This is a genomic window from Cellulomonas sp. Leaf395 (genome assembly GCF_001424125.1).
In the GTDB taxonomy this organism is placed as follows: domain Bacteria; phylum Actinomycetota; class Actinomycetes; order Actinomycetales; family Cellulomonadaceae; genus Cellulomonas.
In genome coordinates this window covers 507,411-523,618 of sequence record NZ_LMQI01000001.1, presented here as the reverse complement: position 1 = coordinate 523,618, position 16,208 = coordinate 507,411, and the positions used below count along the sequence as shown (strand labels likewise).

The following is a 16,208-nucleotide window of genomic DNA, read 5'->3' as shown; positions in this document are numbered from 1 at the left end:
GCTACGCGCCCTGCGCCAGCCGGTCGAGCGCCAGCGCCGCGAGCACCGCCGGTCCCACCGCGAGCGACTCCTCCGCGAACCGGGCCCGCGCGGAGTGGTTGTAGGCCGCGGTCGCGGGGTCCTCGCCGGGCGGGGTCGCGCCGAGCCCGAGGTATGCGCCAGGCACCTCCTGGAGCACGTAGGAGAAGTCCTCGGCGCCTGACAGGGGCTGCGCGGCAGCCAGGTACGCCTGCTCACCGAACATGCCGCGGACCAGGCCGGCGGCGCGGTCCACCTCGGCGGCAGTGTTCGACGTGACCGGGTACCCGCGCCGGTAGTCGACGGTGGCGGTCAGCCCGTGGGCCGCGGCGATGCCGTCGACGACCCGGGTCAGCCGCTCCGGGACGACCCTGTGCGTGGCCTCGGAGAACGACCGCACCGTCGCCTCCAGCACGGCGGTCGTGGGGATGACGTTGTCCGTCGTGCCGGCCTCGATCCTGCCGACGGTGACGACGACGGGGTCGAACACGTCGAACTGCCGCGTGACCATGGCCTGCAGCGCCAGGACGATCTCGGCGGCGACGGGCACCGGGTCGGCCGCGAGGTGCGGCATCGATCCGTGCCCGCCACGCCCGTGCACGGTGACGACGACCGAGTCGGCCGCCGCCAGTGCGGTGCCAGGCCTCGACGCGACGAGGCCCGCGGGCAGCGTGGACGACAGCACGTGCAGGGCGAACGCGGCGACGACCCGGGAGCCGGCCGCGTCGAGGACGCCCTCCTCGATCATCAGTCGTGCACCGTGGTCGCCTTCCTCGCCGGGCTGGAACATGAGGACGACGTCGCCGGCGAGCTGGTCACGACGGTCGGCCAGGAGCCGCGCGGCGCCGACGAGACCGGCGACGTGCAGGTCGTGGCCGCACGCGTGCATGACCCCGGCGCGCTCGGAGGTGAACGGTTCGCCGGAGTCCTCGGCGACGGGAAGGGCGTCCATGTCCCCCCGCAGCAGGACGGCGGGTCCGGGCCGCCCGCCGCGCAGCACGGCAACCACCGAGTTGAGCGCGGTGCCGGTGCGGACCTCCAGGTCGAGGGGGGCGATCGCGTCGAGCACGAGCTGCTGGCTGGCGGGCAGGTGCAGGCCGATCTCCGGGGTGCGGTGGAGGGCACGACGCAGCTCGACGAGGGACGGGAGCTGCGCGGCCGCGTCGGAACGCAGTGCGGCGAGCGTCTCGGCGGAGAGGGTCACGCGGCTGGCCTCCGGGGCGATGGGGACAGGGAGGCCCGAGCACGGAGCCGGGGACCTGGGTCGAGCGTGCCAGACGCCGCTACTGGGCAGTAGCCGACCCCCCGCCTACCTCCCGCTCCGCGTAAGGTTGTGCGGATGCCCACGTTCACCGGTTACCTGCGCGAGCGGAACGACGACGAGCTCGTCGCGCTGCTGCGCAGCCGACCGGACCTGGCGTCGCCGTCACCCGCCACCCTGTCCTCCCTCGCGGTCCGCGCGACCAGCCGGTCGAGCCTCGAACGCGCTCTCGCCGGCGTCGACGCGAGCGTGCTGCAGGTGCTCGAGGCGGTCGTGGCGCTCTCCGATCCCGGCCCCCTCACCGCGGCGGACCTTCCTGCTGCGGTCGGCGCGACCGACGAGGCCGGTGTCGCGCTGGTCCAGCGGGCGCTGCGGCTCGCGGTCGTCGGCACCCTCGTGTACCCGGACTCCGACGACGCCCCGCTGCAGCCGTCGCCGGGCCTCGCCGAGGTCCTCGGCCCGTACCCGGCGGGCCTGGCGCCGGCCGACGCGGGCATCCGCCGCGGCACGCCGCCGGAGCCGGTCGACCTCGACGACCTGCCGACGCTCCTCGAGACCGCACCCGCCGGTGCACGCCCGGTGCTGGACGCCCTGCTGTGGGGTCCGCCGGTCGGCCTGGCACCGTCCAACAGCACCGCGGCCGCCGCGGCCGTCGACTGGCTGCTCCGGCGCCACCTGCTCCTGCCCGGAGACTCGCGGCACGTCGTCCTGCCGCGGGCCGTCGCCCTGGCGCTGCGCGGTGGACGCACCCACGCGGCCCCCGCGTTCCCGCCGCCGGTCCCCGACGACGTCCCGCACAGGAGCCACGCCCTCGTCGCCGCCGAGTCGGCCGCCGCGGGCGAGCGGATCGTGCTCATGGTCGCCCGGCTGGTCCGCCTCTGGGAGCAGGCGCCGCCCGGCGTCCTGCGCGGTGGCGGCCTGGGCGTGCGCGAGCTGCGGCGTGTCGCCTCCGCCCTCGAGACGGACGAGGCGGAGGCCGCCTTCGTGATCGAGCTCGCGGGCGCCGCGGCGTTCGTCGCCGACGACGGCGAGGACAACCCGTCGTTCGCCCCCACGGTCGCGGTCGACGAGTGGGCCGTGCGCGACGTGCCCGACCGGTGGGCCGCGCTGGCTCGCACGTGGCGTTCGACCCTGCGCACGCCGTGGCTCGTCGGCAGTCGCGACGAGCGGGGCGGGGTGCGGGCCGCCCTGGACCCCGAGCTGCAGCGGACCTGGGCGCCGCGACTGCGGCGGGCCGTGCTCGACGTGCTCGCGGACACCCCGCCGGGAACGGCCCTGGATGCCGCGCACGTCCTCGCCGTGCTGCGCTGGCGCGGCCCCCGGTCCGTTCCGCCGACCGCCGCGGTCCAGGCGATGCTCATCGAGGCCGGCAGGCTGGGGATCCTCGGCGCCGGCGCGCTGTCCGACGCCGGCCGCGCCCTGCTCCTGGAGACCGCACCCCTGGTCGGTGCCGTGGCCGCCGCGGACCCGGCCGACGCCCTCGCCGCCGCGCTGCCGCCTGCGGTGGACGAGATCCTGCTGCAGGGCGACCTCACGGGAGTCGTGCCGGGACGGCCCGGTCCCGAGCTCGACGACCTCCTGGACCGGACGGCCCACGTCGAGTCCCGCGGCGGCGCGCTTACCGTCCGGTTCACGCCCGAGTCCGTCCGCCGTGCGCTGGACGCCGGGGCGACCGCCGACGGGCTGCTCGCCGAGCTGGCCTCCCACTCGCGGTCGGGCGTGCCGCAGCCTCTCGAGTACCTCGTCCGCGACGCCGCACGGCGCCACGGTCGGTTGCGCGTCGGGTCGGCCTCGGGCTACGTCCGTGCCGACGACCCCTCGCTGCTGGCGGGGCTGGTCGAGGACCCGCGGCTGGCGTCGCTGGGCCTCGTCCGGCTCGCGCCGACCGTCCTGGCGGCGCAGGCGCCGGCGCGCGAGCTGGTCGAGGCCCTGCGCGCCCACGGGCTGGCGCCCGTCGCGGAGGGACCGGACGGGCAGGTGGTGCACGTGGTGTCGTCGATCCGTCGCGTGGGACGTCGCGCCACCGCGGGTGCACGCCGCCGGGCGTCGGACGCGAGCCCCACCGGCGCGCGGGAGGCCCTCACCGACGACCGCCTGCTCGCGCTGGTGCCGCAGCTGCGGCGGGCAGAGGCGGAACGCAGGGCCGACGAGGCCGTGCGGGTTCCGGGCACGATCCTGCCTTCACCCGCCCGTCGTGCGCCGGTGCCGCCGAGCGCGCCCGTGCCCAGCGCGGGAACAGCCGACCCCGTCGATGCGTTGGTGCTCCTGCGTGAGGCGGCGGCCGAGAAGGCCGAGGTGTGGGTCGAGCTGGTCGGCTCGCACGGCGTCCCGCAGCGGCGGCTGCTGCGACCCCTGCGGGTCGAGGGTGGCCGGCTGCGAGCCATCGACACCGCTCGCGAGTCCGAGCTGACCGTCGCGGTGCACCGCATCGCGACGGTCACCCGCACCGTGCCGAGCGCCCCACAGGCAGACGATCCCCAGGAGACTTCGTGACCAACGGCCCCCTCATCGTGCAGAGCGACAAGACGCTCCTGCTCGAGGTCGACCACGACCAGGCGGAGGCCTGCCGTCGCGCGATCGCCCCGTTCGCGGAGCTGGAGCGGGCCCCCGAGCACGTGCACACCTACCGTCTGACGCCGCTGGGCCTCTGGAACGCGCGCGCCGCGGGCCACGACGCCGAGCAGGTCGTCGACGTCCTCCTCGAGTACTCGCGCTACCCGGTGCCGCACGCCCTTTTGGTCGACGTCGCCGACACGATGTCCCGCTACGGCCGTCTGCAGCTGGTCCAGGACCCGGTGCACGGACTGATCCTGCACGCCCTCGACCCGGCGGTCCTGATGGAGGTGGTCCGCTCCAAGCGCACCGCCGGCCTGCTCGGCGCCCGCATCGACGCGACCGACGTCATCGTCCACCCCTCCGAGCGCGGCCACCTCAAGCAGGTGCTGCTCAAGCTCGGCTGGCCCGCCGAGGACCTCGCGGGATACGTCGACGGGGAGGCGCACCAGATCGACCTGCTCGAGGACGGCTGGGCGCTGCGCCCGTACCAGAAGCAGGCGGTCGACGGCTTCTTCCACGGCGGCTCCGGCGTCGTCGTCCTGCCCTGCGGCGCCGGCAAGACGCTGGTCGGTGCCGGGGCGATGGCCCGCTCCTCGACGACGACCCTGATCCTGGTGACCAACACCGTCAGCGCCCGGCAGTGGCGCGACGAGCTGGTCAAGCGGACGTCGCTGACCGAGGACGAGATCGGCGAGTACTCCGGTGCGCGCAAGGAGGTCCGCCCGGTCACCATCGCGACGTACCAGGTGCTGACCACCAAGCGGAAGGGCGTGTACACGCACCTCGAGCTGCTCGACGCCCGCGACTGGGGCCTCGTGGTCTACGACGAGGTCCACCTGCTCCCGGCGCCGATCTTCCGGATGACCGCCGACCTGCAGGCCCGCCGGAGGCTCGGCCTGACCGCCACCCTCGTGCGCGAGGACGGCCGGGAGGACGAGGTGTTCAGCCTCATCGGGCCCAAGCGGTTCGACGCGCCCTGGAAGGACATCGAGGCCCAGGGCTACATCGCGCCCGCCGACTGCGTCGAGGTCCGCCTCACGCTGCCCGACGCCGACCGGATGGCCTACGCGACCGCCGAGCCGGAGGAGAAGTACCGGCTCGCCGCGACCGCCCGCGGCAAGAACCGGGTCGTGGAGCAGCTCGTCGCCAAGCACGAGGGCGACCCGACCCTGGTGATCGGTCAGTACCTGGACCAGCTCCACACGCTCGCGGAGCACCTGGACGCGGACCTCATCACCGGCGAGACCACGGTGCACGAGCGCCAGCGGCTGTTCGACGCCTTCCGGTCCGGCGAGATCACCAAGCTCGTCGTGAGCAAGGTCGCCAACTTCTCCATCGACCTGCCCGAGGCGTCCGTCGCCATCCAGGTGTCCGGCTCGTTCGGCTCCCGCCAGGAGGAGGCGCAGCGGCTCGGCCGGATCATGCGCCCCAAGGGCGACGGGCGGACCGCGCACTTCTACACGGTCGTCGCCCGGGACACCGTGGACCAGGACTTCGCCGCTCACCGGCAGCGGTTCCTGGCCGAGCAGGGGTACGCGTACTCGATCGTCGACGCGGAGGACCTGGGCCTGGACACCGCCACGGAGGCAGGGCGCGACTGACGCGGGAGGCCGACGGGTGACGTGAGCCGTTGCGGCACCGCAGACCCCCGGGGAGGATCAGCGGGTGCCTGTCCTGCGACGTCGCCTGTCCCTCCTCGTCCCGCTGCTGCTCGCCACCCCGTTGGTGGTCGGCGCGGGGCTCCTGCCGGCGGTGGAGCCGCAGACGCTCACGCGTGAGATCACCGACCAGGTGGGCGCGCTGGAGGGGAGCGAGGCCGAGGTCCAGGCGGCTCTCGACCAGCTCGCGGAGGAGACCCCGTACCAGCTCTACGTCGTGTACGTCTCCGACTTCGGTGGCGCGGATCCCGTGGCGTGGGCCCAGGAGACCGCCGCCGCGTCCGGGCTGGGCTCACAGGACCTCGTGCTGGCCGTCGCCGTCGACGCCCGCCGGTATGCGCTCGCGCCGCAGACCGTCGAGGGGCTGTCCAGCTCCCAGGTCGAGGCCGCCAGCACCGCCGCGGAGGACCGGCTGCGCGAGGACGACTGGGCCGGCGCCGCCGTCGCGACCGCGGACACGCTGCGCGCGGAGGCCACCGGCTCGGGCTCGTCCGGGGGCGGCGGCTTCGGCACCTTCCTGCTCCTCGGGCTGCTGGTCATCGGCGCGCTGTTCGCGATCCCGTGGTTCCTGTCGCGACGACGGCGGGCCGCCGCGGTCGGCGCGCCCGGCGGCGCCCCGGGACCGGCCGACGAGCTGGCGTCGGTGCCCACGCCCGAGCTGGACCGGCGCTCGGCGTCCGCCCTCGTCGCGATCGACGACGCGGTCAAGGCCTCGGAGGAGGAGCTCGGGTTCGCGCAGGCGCAGTTTGGCGCCGACGCGACCGGCGAGTTCGAGACCGTTCTCACCGAGGCCAAGGCGAGGGTCACCGAGGCGTTCCGGCTGCGCCAGACGCTCGACGACGAGATCCCGGACACCGAGGCCCAGGTGCGCCAGACGGCGACCGAGATCCTGCGGACGTGCGCGTCGGTCGCGGGGATGCTCGACGCCCAGAAGTCCGGCTTCGACCGCCTGCGGGACCTCGAGGCGCGCGTCGGGGAGGCGCTGGACAGCCACGCGCAGACAGCCGCGACCCTGCGCGGCAAGGTGGACCCGGCACGGGTCACCCTGTCCACCCTGGCGGCCACCTACCCGCCCGCGACGCTCGCGTCGGTCGCCCGCAACCCCGACCAGGCCCAGCAGCTCCTCGACGAGGTGGACTCCACGGTCGCGCGCGGCCAGGACGCCGTGACCCGGGGCGACCGCAGCACGGCCGTCGGGTACGCCCGTGCGGCCGAGGAAGCACTCAGCCAGGTGGCAACCCTGCTGGAGGCGGTGGACCGGGCAGGACCGGAGCTTGCGGCGGTCGGCGGCCGGATCGACGCCGCCATCGCCTCCATCTCCGCCGACCTCGCGGACGTCGACCGGCTGGCACGCGGCAGCGCCGAGCTCACGAGTCCTGCCCAGACCGCGCGCGCCGCCGTCGAGGACGCCCGGGCCGCCCGCGCCGGCACCGGCGACCCGCTCGCCGCGCTCCGCGCGATCACCGACGCGGAGGCCGCCCTCGACGCCGCCCTGGCGCCGACCCGCGACGCCCTGGAGCGCGACCGCCGGGCGCAGCAGCAGCTCGACGACCTCCTCGGCAGGCTCGAGTCGACGCTGCGCGCGACGAGTGACTTCCTGAGCACCCGACGGGGAGCCGTGGGTCCCGAGGCCCGGACGCGGCTCGCCGAAGCACTGCGACTGCGCGGCGTGGCCCTCGATCAGCGTCCCGCGGACGCCGCGGCGGCGCTCGCCACCGCCCAGCGGGCAGAGCAGCTCGCCCGCGAGGCCGCGCAGCTGGCGCAGCAGGACGTCGAGCACGCGCAGGAGCTCCAGTACGGCGGCGGTCGCGGCGCCGGCGGTGGCGTCGGTGGCCTCAACGGCGTCGGCGGCATGGTGCTCGGGGGAATCCTCCTCGACAGCGTTCTGCGCGGCGGCGGGGGCTTCGGCGGCGGTGGCGGCTGGGGCGGCGGAGGCGGCGGTGGCGGTGGGGGGTTCGGCGACGGCGGCTTCGGCGGCGGTTTCTGATCTGACGGATGTCATGCGAGCACGGCGGCCGGGACGATCTGGCCGACAGGGACGAGGAGAGGCACGAGCGATGACCGAGAAGCAGAGCGTGTTCGGACGGATCACCCAGCTGGCCCGCGCGAACATCAACGCGCTCATCGACCAGGCCGAGGACCCGCAGAAGATGCTGGACCAGCTGGTGCGCGACTACACGGCCTCCATCGGGGACGCCGAGCGCGCGATCGCGCAGACCATCGGCAACCTGCGCCTGGCCGAGCAGGACTACAACGAGGACGTGTCCGCCGCGCGCGAGTGGGGCAGCAAGGCCCTCGCCGCGTCCAGCCGCGCCGACCAGTACCGCGCGGGCGGGGACACCGCGAGCGCCGACAAGTTCGACAACCTGGCCAAGATCGCGCTCGGCAAGCAGCTCACGGCCGAGAGTGAGGTGCGCGAGGCGGAGCCGATCATCGCGTCGCAGCGCGAGACGGTGGAGAAGCTGAAGTCGGGCCTGGCGATCATGAAGGACAAGCTCGGCCAGCTGAAGTCCCGGCGGGACACCCTCGTCGCACGGCAGAAGTCGGCGCAGGCCCAGCAGACGGTGCAGACGGCGATCAGCTCGATCAACGTCCTCGACCCGACCAGCGAGATCGCGCGGTTCGAGGACAAGGTGCGGCGCGAGGAGGCGATGGCCCTCGGTCAGGCCGAGATCGCCGCGTCGTCCCTCGACTCCCAGTTCGCGGAGCTCGAGTCGTCGTCGGCGCAGAGCGAGGTCGAGGCGCGACTCGCGGCCCTCAAGGCCGGCAGCGCGCCGGCGCAGCTGGGCACCACGCCGGTCACGCCGCAGGACGCGGTCTGAGACGACGAGAGCGCCCGACCCCGCCGGGGGGCCGGGCGCTCTCGTGAGTGGTCAGACGGCGAGGGCCGCCTGGGCCTTCGCGCGGACGTGGGCGGCGAACGACTCGGCGAGCGTCCGACCGACCGCGACGACCTCGTCCTCGCGCGCGGCGTACGCGCTCAGCACGGCGTCGGTGTCGACGTCGTCGTGGCTGTCCGCCCAGCCGCGCAGCGTGTCTGCGCCGGCCTCGGGGTGGAACTGCACGCCCCACGCCGAGCCGATGCGGAACGCCTGGTACGGGTACATGGCCGACGACGCCAGCCAGACCGCACCGCGGGGCAGGTCGACGACCGCGTCCGCGTGCATGCTCGGCTGCGGGGTGTGGTGCCGGGCGTCCGCGAGCGCGGCGACGGCGCCGACGACCGGGTCGCCGCTGGCCTCGGGCCGCCAGCGCACGTCGACGACCCCGGCCTCGCGCCCGGGAGGGGCCGAGACCTGCACGCGACCGCCGCGAGCGGCGGCGAGCAGCTGGGCGCCGAGGCAGATGCCGAGCGTGGGGACGTCCTGCAGGCTGGCGTGCGCCAGCAGGGCGCGCAGCTCGGGCAGCCACGGAGCGGTGGCGTCGTCGTGCGCCGACATGTGGCCGCCGAGGACGACGAGGCCGTCCCCGATCTCGTCGACGACGGGAACGCTCTCACCGGCGAACGCCGCGACGATGTGCAGCTCGACGCCGCCGAGCCACGCGCCGAAGCGGTCGAGGGAGACGTCGGGAGAGCTCTGGATGACGGTGACGACCGGGCGACGGTCGCCGTGCAGGGGGGTGGTCACGCGGAGACGGTACCCCCGTCGGGGCGTCTGTCGACAGGGAACGGCTGACCCACCTGTCCGGTTGCAGGTCAGTCGTCCAGGTTTGGACGGCGGATGAATCTGTCACGCGTGCGCGTCATCACACCCGGCCCGGCATGGCGCGTTCGGCGTTCACCCAGCGAACTCCCAGCCTCCAGGTCCACACTCGTCCTATGTCGACATCCCACCCGTCGGGCACGCCGGAGGCACGCCTGCTCGTCGTCGACGACGAGCCCAACATCCGCGAGCTCCTGGCGACCTCCTTGCGGTTCGCCGGCTTCGAGGTCTACGCCGCCGCCGACGGGGCCTCCGCGCTGCGCCTCGCCCGCGAGGTCGAGCCCGACCTGGTCGTGCTCGACGTGATGCTCCCCGACATGGACGGGTTCACGGTCACCCGGCGGCTGCGGGAGAAGGGGCAGCACGTGCCCGTGCTCTTCCTCACCGCGCGCGACGACACGGCCGACAAGGTTCAGGGCCTGACCGTCGGCGGCGACGACTACGTCACCAAGCCGTTCAGCCTCGAGGAGGTCGTCGCCCGGATCCGCGCGGTCCTGCGGCGCACCCGGCCGGGTCTCGACGACAGCACCAGCGTCCTGCGGTACGCCGATCTCGAGCTCGACGAGGACTCCCACGAGGTGGTCCGCGCCGGCCACCCCGTCGACCTGTCCCCCACCGAGTTCAAGCTCCTGCGCTACCTCATGCTCAACCCCGGCCGCGTGCTGTCGAAGTCGCAGATCCTCGACCACGTCTGGCAGTACGACTGGGGCGGCGACGCGAACATCGTCGAGTCGTACATCTCCTACCTGCGGCGCAAGATCGACCAGCTCGACGACGCCCACGGCCGACGACTGCCCGCGCTCATCCACACGAAGCGTGGGGTGGGCTACCTGCTGCGCGAGTCGTCGTGACGACTGCCCCGACGGTCGAGGACTCCGTCGAGGTGACGCCCCCACCGTCGGGTCGCCGCCGGTTCGCGCGGCTGCGCGACTGGTGGGCGGGCACGACGCTCGTCTCCCGGCTCGTCGGCATCGTCACCGTGCTGCTGGCCGTCGGCCTGGTGCTCGCGGGTGCCATCAGCGCCGCGCTGCTCGAGGGCACGCTCGTCGGGCAGGTCGACACCAAGCTGCAGACCGAGGGCGAGGACCTGGCGACGAGCACGGTGAACTCCCTCAGCCGTGGCTTCGGCAGCAGCATGACGCCCAGCGACTACTACGTCCGCCTCGAGGTCGGCGCGGTCGACGAGGAGACCATCTCGCCGTCCACGGCCGACCGGTACGGCACCCCGACCGTCCCCGAGCTGACCACCGCGCAGCTCGAGGCCCGCGAGGGCGAGCCGTTCACGGTCGACTCCACGCGGCCCGGCTCCACCTGGCGAGCCGTCGCATACCCGATCTACCGAGGGGACGGCACGCCGGCAGGCTCGATCGTCGTGGCCCTCCCGCTGGGCGACATCGAGCGCACGGTCCGGCACATGAGCCTCGTCCTGCTCCTGAGCGGGCTCGGCATCGTGCTGTTCGGCGCGGCGGCCGGCACGTGGGCAGTCCGACGGTCGCTCAAGCCGCTGCGCGAGATCGAGGTCACCGCGGCCGCCATCGCCGACGGCGACCTGTCCCAGCGCGTGCCTGCCGCTGCCGAGCACACGGAGGTCGGCAGGCTCGGTGCCGCGCTGAACGGGATGCTCGCGCAGATCGAGAAGGCGTTCGGCGCGCAGAGCGCGTCCGAGGCCCGCATGCGCCGGTTCGTGGCCGACGCCTCGCACGAGCTCCGCACCCCGCTGGCCACCATCCGCGGCTACGGCGAGCTGTACCGGATGGGGGCGCTGACCACGACCGACCAGGTCGACGACACCCTGCGCCGCATCGAGCAGTCCGCCACCCGCATGGGCGCGCTCGTCGAGGACCTGCTCGCGCTCGCCCGCCTCGACGAGGGCCGGCCGATGCGCACGGGTCCGGTCGACCTCACCGTGCTCGCCGCCGACGCGGTCAGCGACCTGCACGCGCTCGACCCCGCCCGCGCCACCCGGCTGGTCCCGCTCGAGGAGGGCGCACGGGGCGGTCCGTGCGTCGTCGTCGGCGAGGAATCACGGCTGCGCCAGGTGCTGGCCAACCTCGTCGGGAACGCCGTCCAGCACACTCCACCGGGCACCCCGGTCGAGATCGCCGTGGGCCTCCTGCCCTCCGGCGAGGGCGCGATCGAGGTGCGCGACCACGGCCCGGGCATCGACCCGGAGCACGCCGCGCGTGTCTTCGAGCGGTTCTACCGGGTGGACGCCAGCCGTGGTCGCGACTCGGGCGGTGCCGGCCTGGGCATGGCGATCGTCGCCGCGATCGTCGCCGCGCACGACGGATCGGTGCGCCTCTCGCAGACACCGGGGGGCGGAACGACGGTCCGCGTGACGCTCCCCGTACCCGTCACGAGCCTCAGGTCTGAGGACTACCATGGCGGGTTCCTACCGTCGGATGAAGGCTGATCCATGGGCGTCCATGACGCACCGCAGTGGTTGTTGTCCGCATACGTGCGCAGTGCCGTCGGGGCCGGTGCCACCGCCCCGACCGAGCAGATCCGCGACGCCGGTCAGGCGCTCGTGGACCGTTGGGGCTCGCCGGGGCGCTCCTTCCACAACCTGAAGCACCTGGTCGACGTGCTCATCCGCGTCGACGAGCTGGTGGAGGAGACCCACCAGCCCGACATCGTGCGGCTCGCCGCCTGGTACCACGGCGCGATCTTCGACGCCGCGGACCGCAAGGCGTACGCCAACCGCGGTGGCGAGGACGAGATCGCCAGCGCGCGTCTCGCCTACGACGAGCTGATTGCCCTGGGTGTCCCGGAAGCCCGCGCCCAGCGCGTGCACGACCTTGTCGTCGCCCTCGTCCGGCACGCCCCGAACCCGTCGGACTTCGACTGCGCGGTCCTGTGCGACGCCGACCTTGCGATGCTCGCCACCGAGCCGCAGAAGTACAAGGCGTACGTGCAGGACATCCGCACCGAGTACTCGCACCTTCCGGTCGAGGACTACGTGCGCGCGCGCGTCCGCATCATCCACAAGCTCCTCGCCCGGCCCTCGCTGTTCGTCAGCCCGCTCGGGTCGGCGTGGGAAGAGGCCGCGCGGCAGAACCTGTCGGGCGAGCTCCAGCGGCTGGAGAAGGAGCTGCGCGGGATCGACGCCGCCGCTGCTGAGGCGGCCTCGAACCACACGGGTCGCGGCACCGTCGACGAGAGCTCGAACGCCGCTCGCACCTGAGGTGTCCCGGACCGGCACCGCTCGATGCCGTCGCCGGGGCTGAACGCGCAGGTCGCCACCGCAGGGCGTGGGCACCCCCGTCGACCCGCCCACAGCCCACCAACGCGATCGCCCCTCCCCCGGCCTTGCCGACCGACGATCGTCGCGAGACGCGTCCTCCTAGCGTCGGGAGGCATGAGCCGGGACCGCCCGGCCCCCTCACCGATGGAGGTCCTATGAGCAGGTACGAGGTCGACAGTGCGCAGGTCGCGACGGCGGCGGCGAGCGTCCAGGCGCGCGCTGGAACGATCCGCAGCGAGGTCGCCGCGATGCACCGGCAGCTGGCCGAGCTGCAGGGGTCGTGGCGCGGCGCGGCGGCGACGGCATTCACCGGGGTGCTGGCCGACTGGACGGCCACCGAGACCCGCCTCGACGCCTCGTTGGAGCAGATCGTGGCGGCCATGCAGTCGGCGGCGCGCACGTACGCCGAGGCCGAGACGCAGGCATCCCGGCTGTTCACCGTGTAGCCACCACCGTGTGAACCACGCGGGGACGCGCCTACGCTCGGGCGGTGACCGTGCTCGTGGACCCCCCGATGTGGCCGAACCACGGCATGCTCTGGGGGCACCTGGTCAGCGACTCGTCGCTGGAGGAGCTGCACGCGTTCGCCGCCCGGGCGGGCATCCCAGAGCGCGGGTTCGACCGGGACCACTACGACGTGCCGGACCAGCGGATCGAGGAGCTGGTCGCGCTCGGGGCGGAGCTGGTGAGCGCGAAGGAGCTGATCCGTCGGCTGCGGGCGTCCGGTCTACGGGTGCCGGCACGGGACCGCGGGCGGCACGGATAGACGTCGCGGGCACCGGCTCGGTTCGCTTTTCGGGCTCGGGACGTTCCGCACGGAGAACGATGCGTCACGCGCCCGTCGTGGGTGGCTCCGCCGGCCGCCGCGGAGCGGTCAGCTGCGCAGCGACCGCCCCGACGTAGCGCGCGAACGTCGAGCGGTCCGGGGCGGGGAACGGCTCCTCAGACACCAGCACGTGGTGCATGGCGGCGGTGAGGACGAAGGCGAACGCTTCGACGTCCACGTCGTCCCGCACGTCGCCGTCCCGCTGCCGCGCTGCGAGGAACTCCCTCATGACGGTTGCCCAGGACCGCGTGGCGCCCGCGTCGACCGCAGCCTGGAGCACCTCCGCGCGCCGTGACCACTGGCTCACATGGAAGACCAGACGTGGCGCGTCGGAGGCCGCGTTGAGGTCGGAGAACTCCATCAGGCGCTCGGCGAGGTCGCCCCCCGGGCGTGCGGCCCACTCGTCGACCTGGCGAGCCAGGTCCGCGATCGCGCGCCACGTCAACTCCCGCAGCAGGTCCTCCCGCGAGGTGAACGCCTTGTAGGACATGCCGACGGCCATGCCCGCCTCGGTCGCCAGCGCGCGCATCGTCAAGCCGTCCACACCGTCGCGGGCGACAACCGCCCTGGCGTGCGACAGCAGGGTCTCGCGCAGGGCGCCGACGTCGAGCGCGGGTCGAGGAACCATCGGTCTCCCAATTCCGTTGACGCCCGAATCTAGCATGAACTAGCGTTCATGAACGCGAGTTCACGGAATGCGTGCGGCCGTGCATCGCCCTGGAACGACGCACGCGAGGAGGGATGTCCAGTCATGACGACCGCAGAATCTCAGGTTGCTGAAGAACGCTCGACCGATGGCGGAGCCGGGAGGCGCACGGACCTGGCGACCGGACGGCCCGTGCGGACGTGGGCGCTCGTGGCATGGGTCGCGCTGGGAGGAGCCACTGGCGCGCTGGCGGTCATGTCGAACGGCGACGACGACGGCCCCTCGGCCACGCAGCCGGTGACGATCATCGGTATCGCCGTCCTGAGCTACCTCGCGGCGTCCGTCGTCGGCCGCCGCCGGTTCGGCTGGGTCGCCGCGGGCATCTTCGCGGTCCTCGTGGTCCTGGCCGACCTGGCGGACATCCCGAAGACGGTCGTCTTCCTCGTCGCGGCCGTGCTGCTCACCGTCGTCGGTCTCGTGGTCCGACCCAGAGCCACGGTGCCCCAGGCACTGGCGCTGGTCGGCTACCTGGGCGCCGCAGCCGGTGCCCTCCTGCTCGCGCCCCGCATCGGGCTCGCGATCGCCGGTATGGCCCTGGCGGTGCACGTGGTCTGGGACGTCATCCACTACCGCCGCGAGGCGGTGGTCGACCGGTCGCTCGCGCTGTGGTGCATCGGTCTGGACCTCGTCGTCGGCGGCACCTGCGTCATCGCCGCCGTCGCCGGGTAGGGTGCCGGCCGGAGAGCGCCGCACGGGCGATCGACTGCGTCGCGATGCCCCGCAGCTCGAGCGTGGTCCGCGCCCGTGCGGCGTACTCTCCCTGACATGCCGCAGCACCGTCCGCTGGACCAGTCGTCGAAGCTCAAGAACGTGCTCTACGAGATCCGCGGGTCCGCCCTCGACGAGGTCGTCCGCCTCGAGGCCGAGGGCCACACGATCCTGCGGCTGAACACCGGCAACCCCGCCGCGTTCGGGTTCGAGGCACCCCACCAGATCGTCCGGGACGTCATCGCCGCCATCCCCCACGCGCACGGCTACACCGACTCGCGCGGCATCCTGTCCGCCCGCCGCGCCGTGGTCACCCGGTACGAGACGGAGCCCGGCTTCCCCGAGATCGACGTCGACGACGTCTACCTGGGCAACGGCGTCTCCGAGCTCATCACGATGGTCATGCAGGCGCTCCTCGACGAGGGCGACGAGGTGCTCATCCCCTCGCCGGACTACCCGCTGTGGACCGCGATGACGTCGCTGTCCGACGGCGTCCCCGTGCACTACCGCTGCGACGAGTCCGCCGGCTGGGAACCCGACCTGGAGCACATCCGCTCGCTCGTGACCCCGCGCACCAAGGCGATCGTCGTCATCAACCCGAACAACCCCACCGGCGCGGTCTACTCGCGCGAGGTGCTCGAGGGCATCGCGGCGATCGCCCGCGAGCACAGCCTCCTGCTGCTGTCCGACGAGATCTACGACCGCATCCTGTTCGACGGTGCGCGGCACATCCCCATGGCCACGGTCGCCCCGGACCTGCTCTGCCTCACGTTCAACGGCCTGTCCAAGACGTACCGCGTGGCCGGCTACCGCTCCGGCTGGCTCGTCGTCACCGGCCCCCGGGAGCACGCGACGGGCTTCCTCGAGGGCATCACCCTGCTGGCGTCCACCCGCCTGTGCCCCAATGTCCCGGCCCAGCACGCGGTCCAGGCCGCCCTCGGCGGGATCCAGAGCATCGACGCCCTCATCGCACCGGGCGGCCGCCTGCACGAGCAGCGCGACGTGGCGTGGCGAGGGATGACCTCGATCCCCGGCGTCGACTGCGTCCGCCCCGACGGCGCCCTCTACCTGTTCCCCCGGCTGGACCCGGACGTGCACGAGATCCGCGACGACGCCCGCCTGGTCTACGACCTGCTGGTCAGCGAGCACATCCTGCTGGTCCAGGGCACCGGCTTCCACTGGCCCACCCCGGACCACCTGCGGATCGTCACGCTCCCGGAGGCACGAGTCCTGGCCGAAGCGGTCGAACGCATCGGCAACTTCCTGTCGAGCTACCGCCAGTAGCCCCGACGCCCGTCTTCGCCCGCGGTCGGGGCGCCGAACTCGTCAGTCGCGGCCGAGCTCGACCGTTGCAACCGACGAGTTCGACGCGGACCGACTAGTTCGGCGCGGACCGACGAGTTCGGCGCGGGGGGATCAGTTCGGCGCGGAGGGACGAGTCGGCGGCCCGCTGGATCCGAGGCTCCGGACAGCGAACGGGCCGGCCACCCGAAGGTGACCGGCCCGTCCAGAGACTGCTAGCGCCTC

14 protein-coding genes are annotated in these 16,208 nt (G+C 73.7%); 11 read left to right on the top strand and 3 right to left on the bottom strand.

Going from position 1 to position 16,208, the window contains the following annotated elements; all coding sequences use genetic code 11:
* Window position 1: 1 nt before the first annotated feature.
* On the bottom strand, window positions 2-1,222 hold the full coding sequence (locus ASG23_RS02475) for a M20 metallopeptidase family protein (RefSeq protein WP_082515691.1): 1,221 nt from the start codon (window positions 1,220-1,222) through the stop codon (window positions 2-4).
* Window positions 1,223-1,357: 135 nt separating this feature from the next.
* Here ASG23_RS02475 and ASG23_RS02470 point away from each other — a divergent pair, with 135 nt between their 5' ends.
* From ASG23_RS02470 to ASG23_RS02455, 4 genes are all read left to right on the top strand, one after another.
* On the top strand, window positions 1,358-3,772 hold the full coding sequence (locus ASG23_RS02470) for a helicase-associated domain-containing protein (protein WP_056019539.1): 2,415 nt from the start codon (window positions 1,358-1,360) through the stop codon (window positions 3,770-3,772).
* Window positions 3,769-5,436, top strand: coding sequence for a DNA repair helicase XPB (locus ASG23_RS02465; protein WP_056019536.1), 1,668 nt, complete (start codon window positions 3,769-3,771; stop codon window positions 5,434-5,436). The genes ASG23_RS02470 and ASG23_RS02465 overlap by 4 nt, the downstream gene beginning before the upstream one ends.
* A gap of 64 nt (window positions 5,437-5,500) precedes the next feature.
* Window positions 5,501-7,480, top strand: coding sequence for a TPM domain-containing protein (locus ASG23_RS02460; protein ID WP_056019533.1), 1,980 nt, complete (start codon window positions 5,501-5,503; stop codon window positions 7,478-7,480).
* A gap of 70 nt (window positions 7,481-7,550) precedes the next feature.
* Window positions 7,551-8,315: a PspA/IM30 family protein gene (locus ASG23_RS02455; RefSeq protein WP_056019531.1), complete on the top strand. Its 765-nt coding sequence runs from the start codon at window positions 7,551-7,553 to the stop codon at window positions 8,313-8,315.
* 51 nt (window positions 8,316-8,366) lie between these two features.
* Here ASG23_RS02455 and ASG23_RS02450 read toward each other — a convergent pair whose 3' ends face one another.
* The gene (locus tag ASG23_RS02450) at window positions 8,367-9,122 is read right to left on the bottom strand and encodes a type 1 glutamine amidotransferase (RefSeq protein ID WP_082515689.1); all 756 of its coding nucleotides are present in this window, start codon (window positions 9,120-9,122) and stop codon (window positions 8,367-8,369) included.
* A gap of 191 nt (window positions 9,123-9,313) precedes the next feature.
* Between ASG23_RS02450 and ASG23_RS02445 the strand changes: the two genes are divergently transcribed.
* The 5 genes from ASG23_RS02445 (at window position 9,314) to ASG23_RS02425 (ending at window position 13,207) form a co-directional block, all read left to right on the top strand.
* The gene (locus tag ASG23_RS02445; protein WP_056019528.1) at window positions 9,314-10,048 is read left to right on the top strand and encodes a response regulator transcription factor; all 735 of its coding nucleotides are present in this window, start codon (window positions 9,314-9,316) and stop codon (window positions 10,046-10,048) included.
* Entirely contained in the window at window positions 10,045-11,610 is a 1,566-nt protein-coding gene (locus ASG23_RS02440; protein WP_082515688.1) for a sensor histidine kinase, read from the top strand. Before ASG23_RS02445 ends, ASG23_RS02440 begins: the two co-directional genes overlap by 4 nt.
* A gap of 3 nt (window positions 11,611-11,613) precedes the next feature.
* Complete coding sequence (locus ASG23_RS02435; RefSeq protein WP_056019525.1) at window positions 11,614-12,381, top strand: HD domain-containing protein; 768 nt, start codon at window positions 11,614-11,616, stop codon at window positions 12,379-12,381.
* A gap of 215 nt (window positions 12,382-12,596) precedes the next feature.
* Complete coding sequence (locus tag ASG23_RS02430) at window positions 12,597-12,887, top strand: WXG100 family type VII secretion target (protein WP_056019522.1); 291 nt, start codon at window positions 12,597-12,599, stop codon at window positions 12,885-12,887.
* Window positions 12,888-12,931: 44 nt separating this feature from the next.
* Window positions 12,932-13,207: a DUF4031 domain-containing protein gene (locus ASG23_RS02425; RefSeq protein ID WP_056019519.1), complete on the top strand. Its 276-nt coding sequence runs from the start codon at window positions 12,932-12,934 to the stop codon at window positions 13,205-13,207.
* Between the two features lie 64 nt (window positions 13,208-13,271).
* Here ASG23_RS02425 and ASG23_RS02420 read toward each other — a convergent pair whose 3' ends face one another.
* The gene (locus tag ASG23_RS02420) at window positions 13,272-13,895 is read right to left on the bottom strand and encodes a TetR/AcrR family transcriptional regulator (RefSeq protein ID WP_056019516.1); all 624 of its coding nucleotides are present in this window, start codon (window positions 13,893-13,895) and stop codon (window positions 13,272-13,274) included.
* A 228-nt stretch (window positions 13,896-14,123) separates the two neighbouring features.
* Here ASG23_RS02420 and ASG23_RS02415 point away from each other — a divergent pair, with 228 nt between their 5' ends.
* Window positions 14,124-14,642 carry a hypothetical protein gene (locus tag ASG23_RS02415; RefSeq protein WP_157465482.1) on the top strand — a complete coding sequence of 173 codons (519 nt, stop codon included), beginning with the start codon at window positions 14,124-14,126 and terminating at the stop codon, window positions 14,640-14,642.
* Window positions 14,643-14,738: 96 nt separating this feature from the next.
* On the top strand, window positions 14,739-15,965 hold the full coding sequence (locus tag ASG23_RS02410) for a pyridoxal phosphate-dependent aminotransferase (RefSeq protein ID WP_056019510.1): 1,227 nt from the start codon (window positions 14,739-14,741) through the stop codon (window positions 15,963-15,965).
* Window positions 15,966-16,208 lie beyond the last annotated feature (243 nt).

Bases quoted from the DNA above. Each gene is read 5' to 3' on its own strand.
- ASG23_RS02435 (WP_056019525.1), top strand. From the start codon at position 11,614: ATGGGCGTCCATGACGCACCGCAGTGGTTGTTGTCCGCATACGTGCGC.
- ASG23_RS02470 (WP_056019539.1), top strand. From the start codon at position 1,358: ATGCCCACGTTCACCGGTTACCTGCGCGAGCGGAACGACGACGAGCTC.
- ASG23_RS02420 (WP_056019516.1), bottom strand. From the start codon at position 13,895: ATGGTTCCTCGACCCGCGCTCGACGTCGGCGCCCTGCGCGAGACCCTG.
- ASG23_RS02410 (WP_056019510.1), top strand. From the start codon at position 14,739: ATGCCGCAGCACCGTCCGCTGGACCAGTCGTCGAAGCTCAAGAACGTG.
- ASG23_RS02455 (WP_056019531.1), top strand. From the start codon at position 7,551: ATGACCGAGAAGCAGAGCGTGTTCGGACGGATCACCCAGCTGGCCCGC.
- ASG23_RS02445 (WP_056019528.1), top strand. From the start codon at position 9,314: ATGTCGACATCCCACCCGTCGGGCACGCCGGAGGCACGCCTGCTCGTC.
- ASG23_RS02430 (WP_056019522.1), top strand. From the start codon at position 12,597: ATGAGCAGGTACGAGGTCGACAGTGCGCAGGTCGCGACGGCGGCGGCG.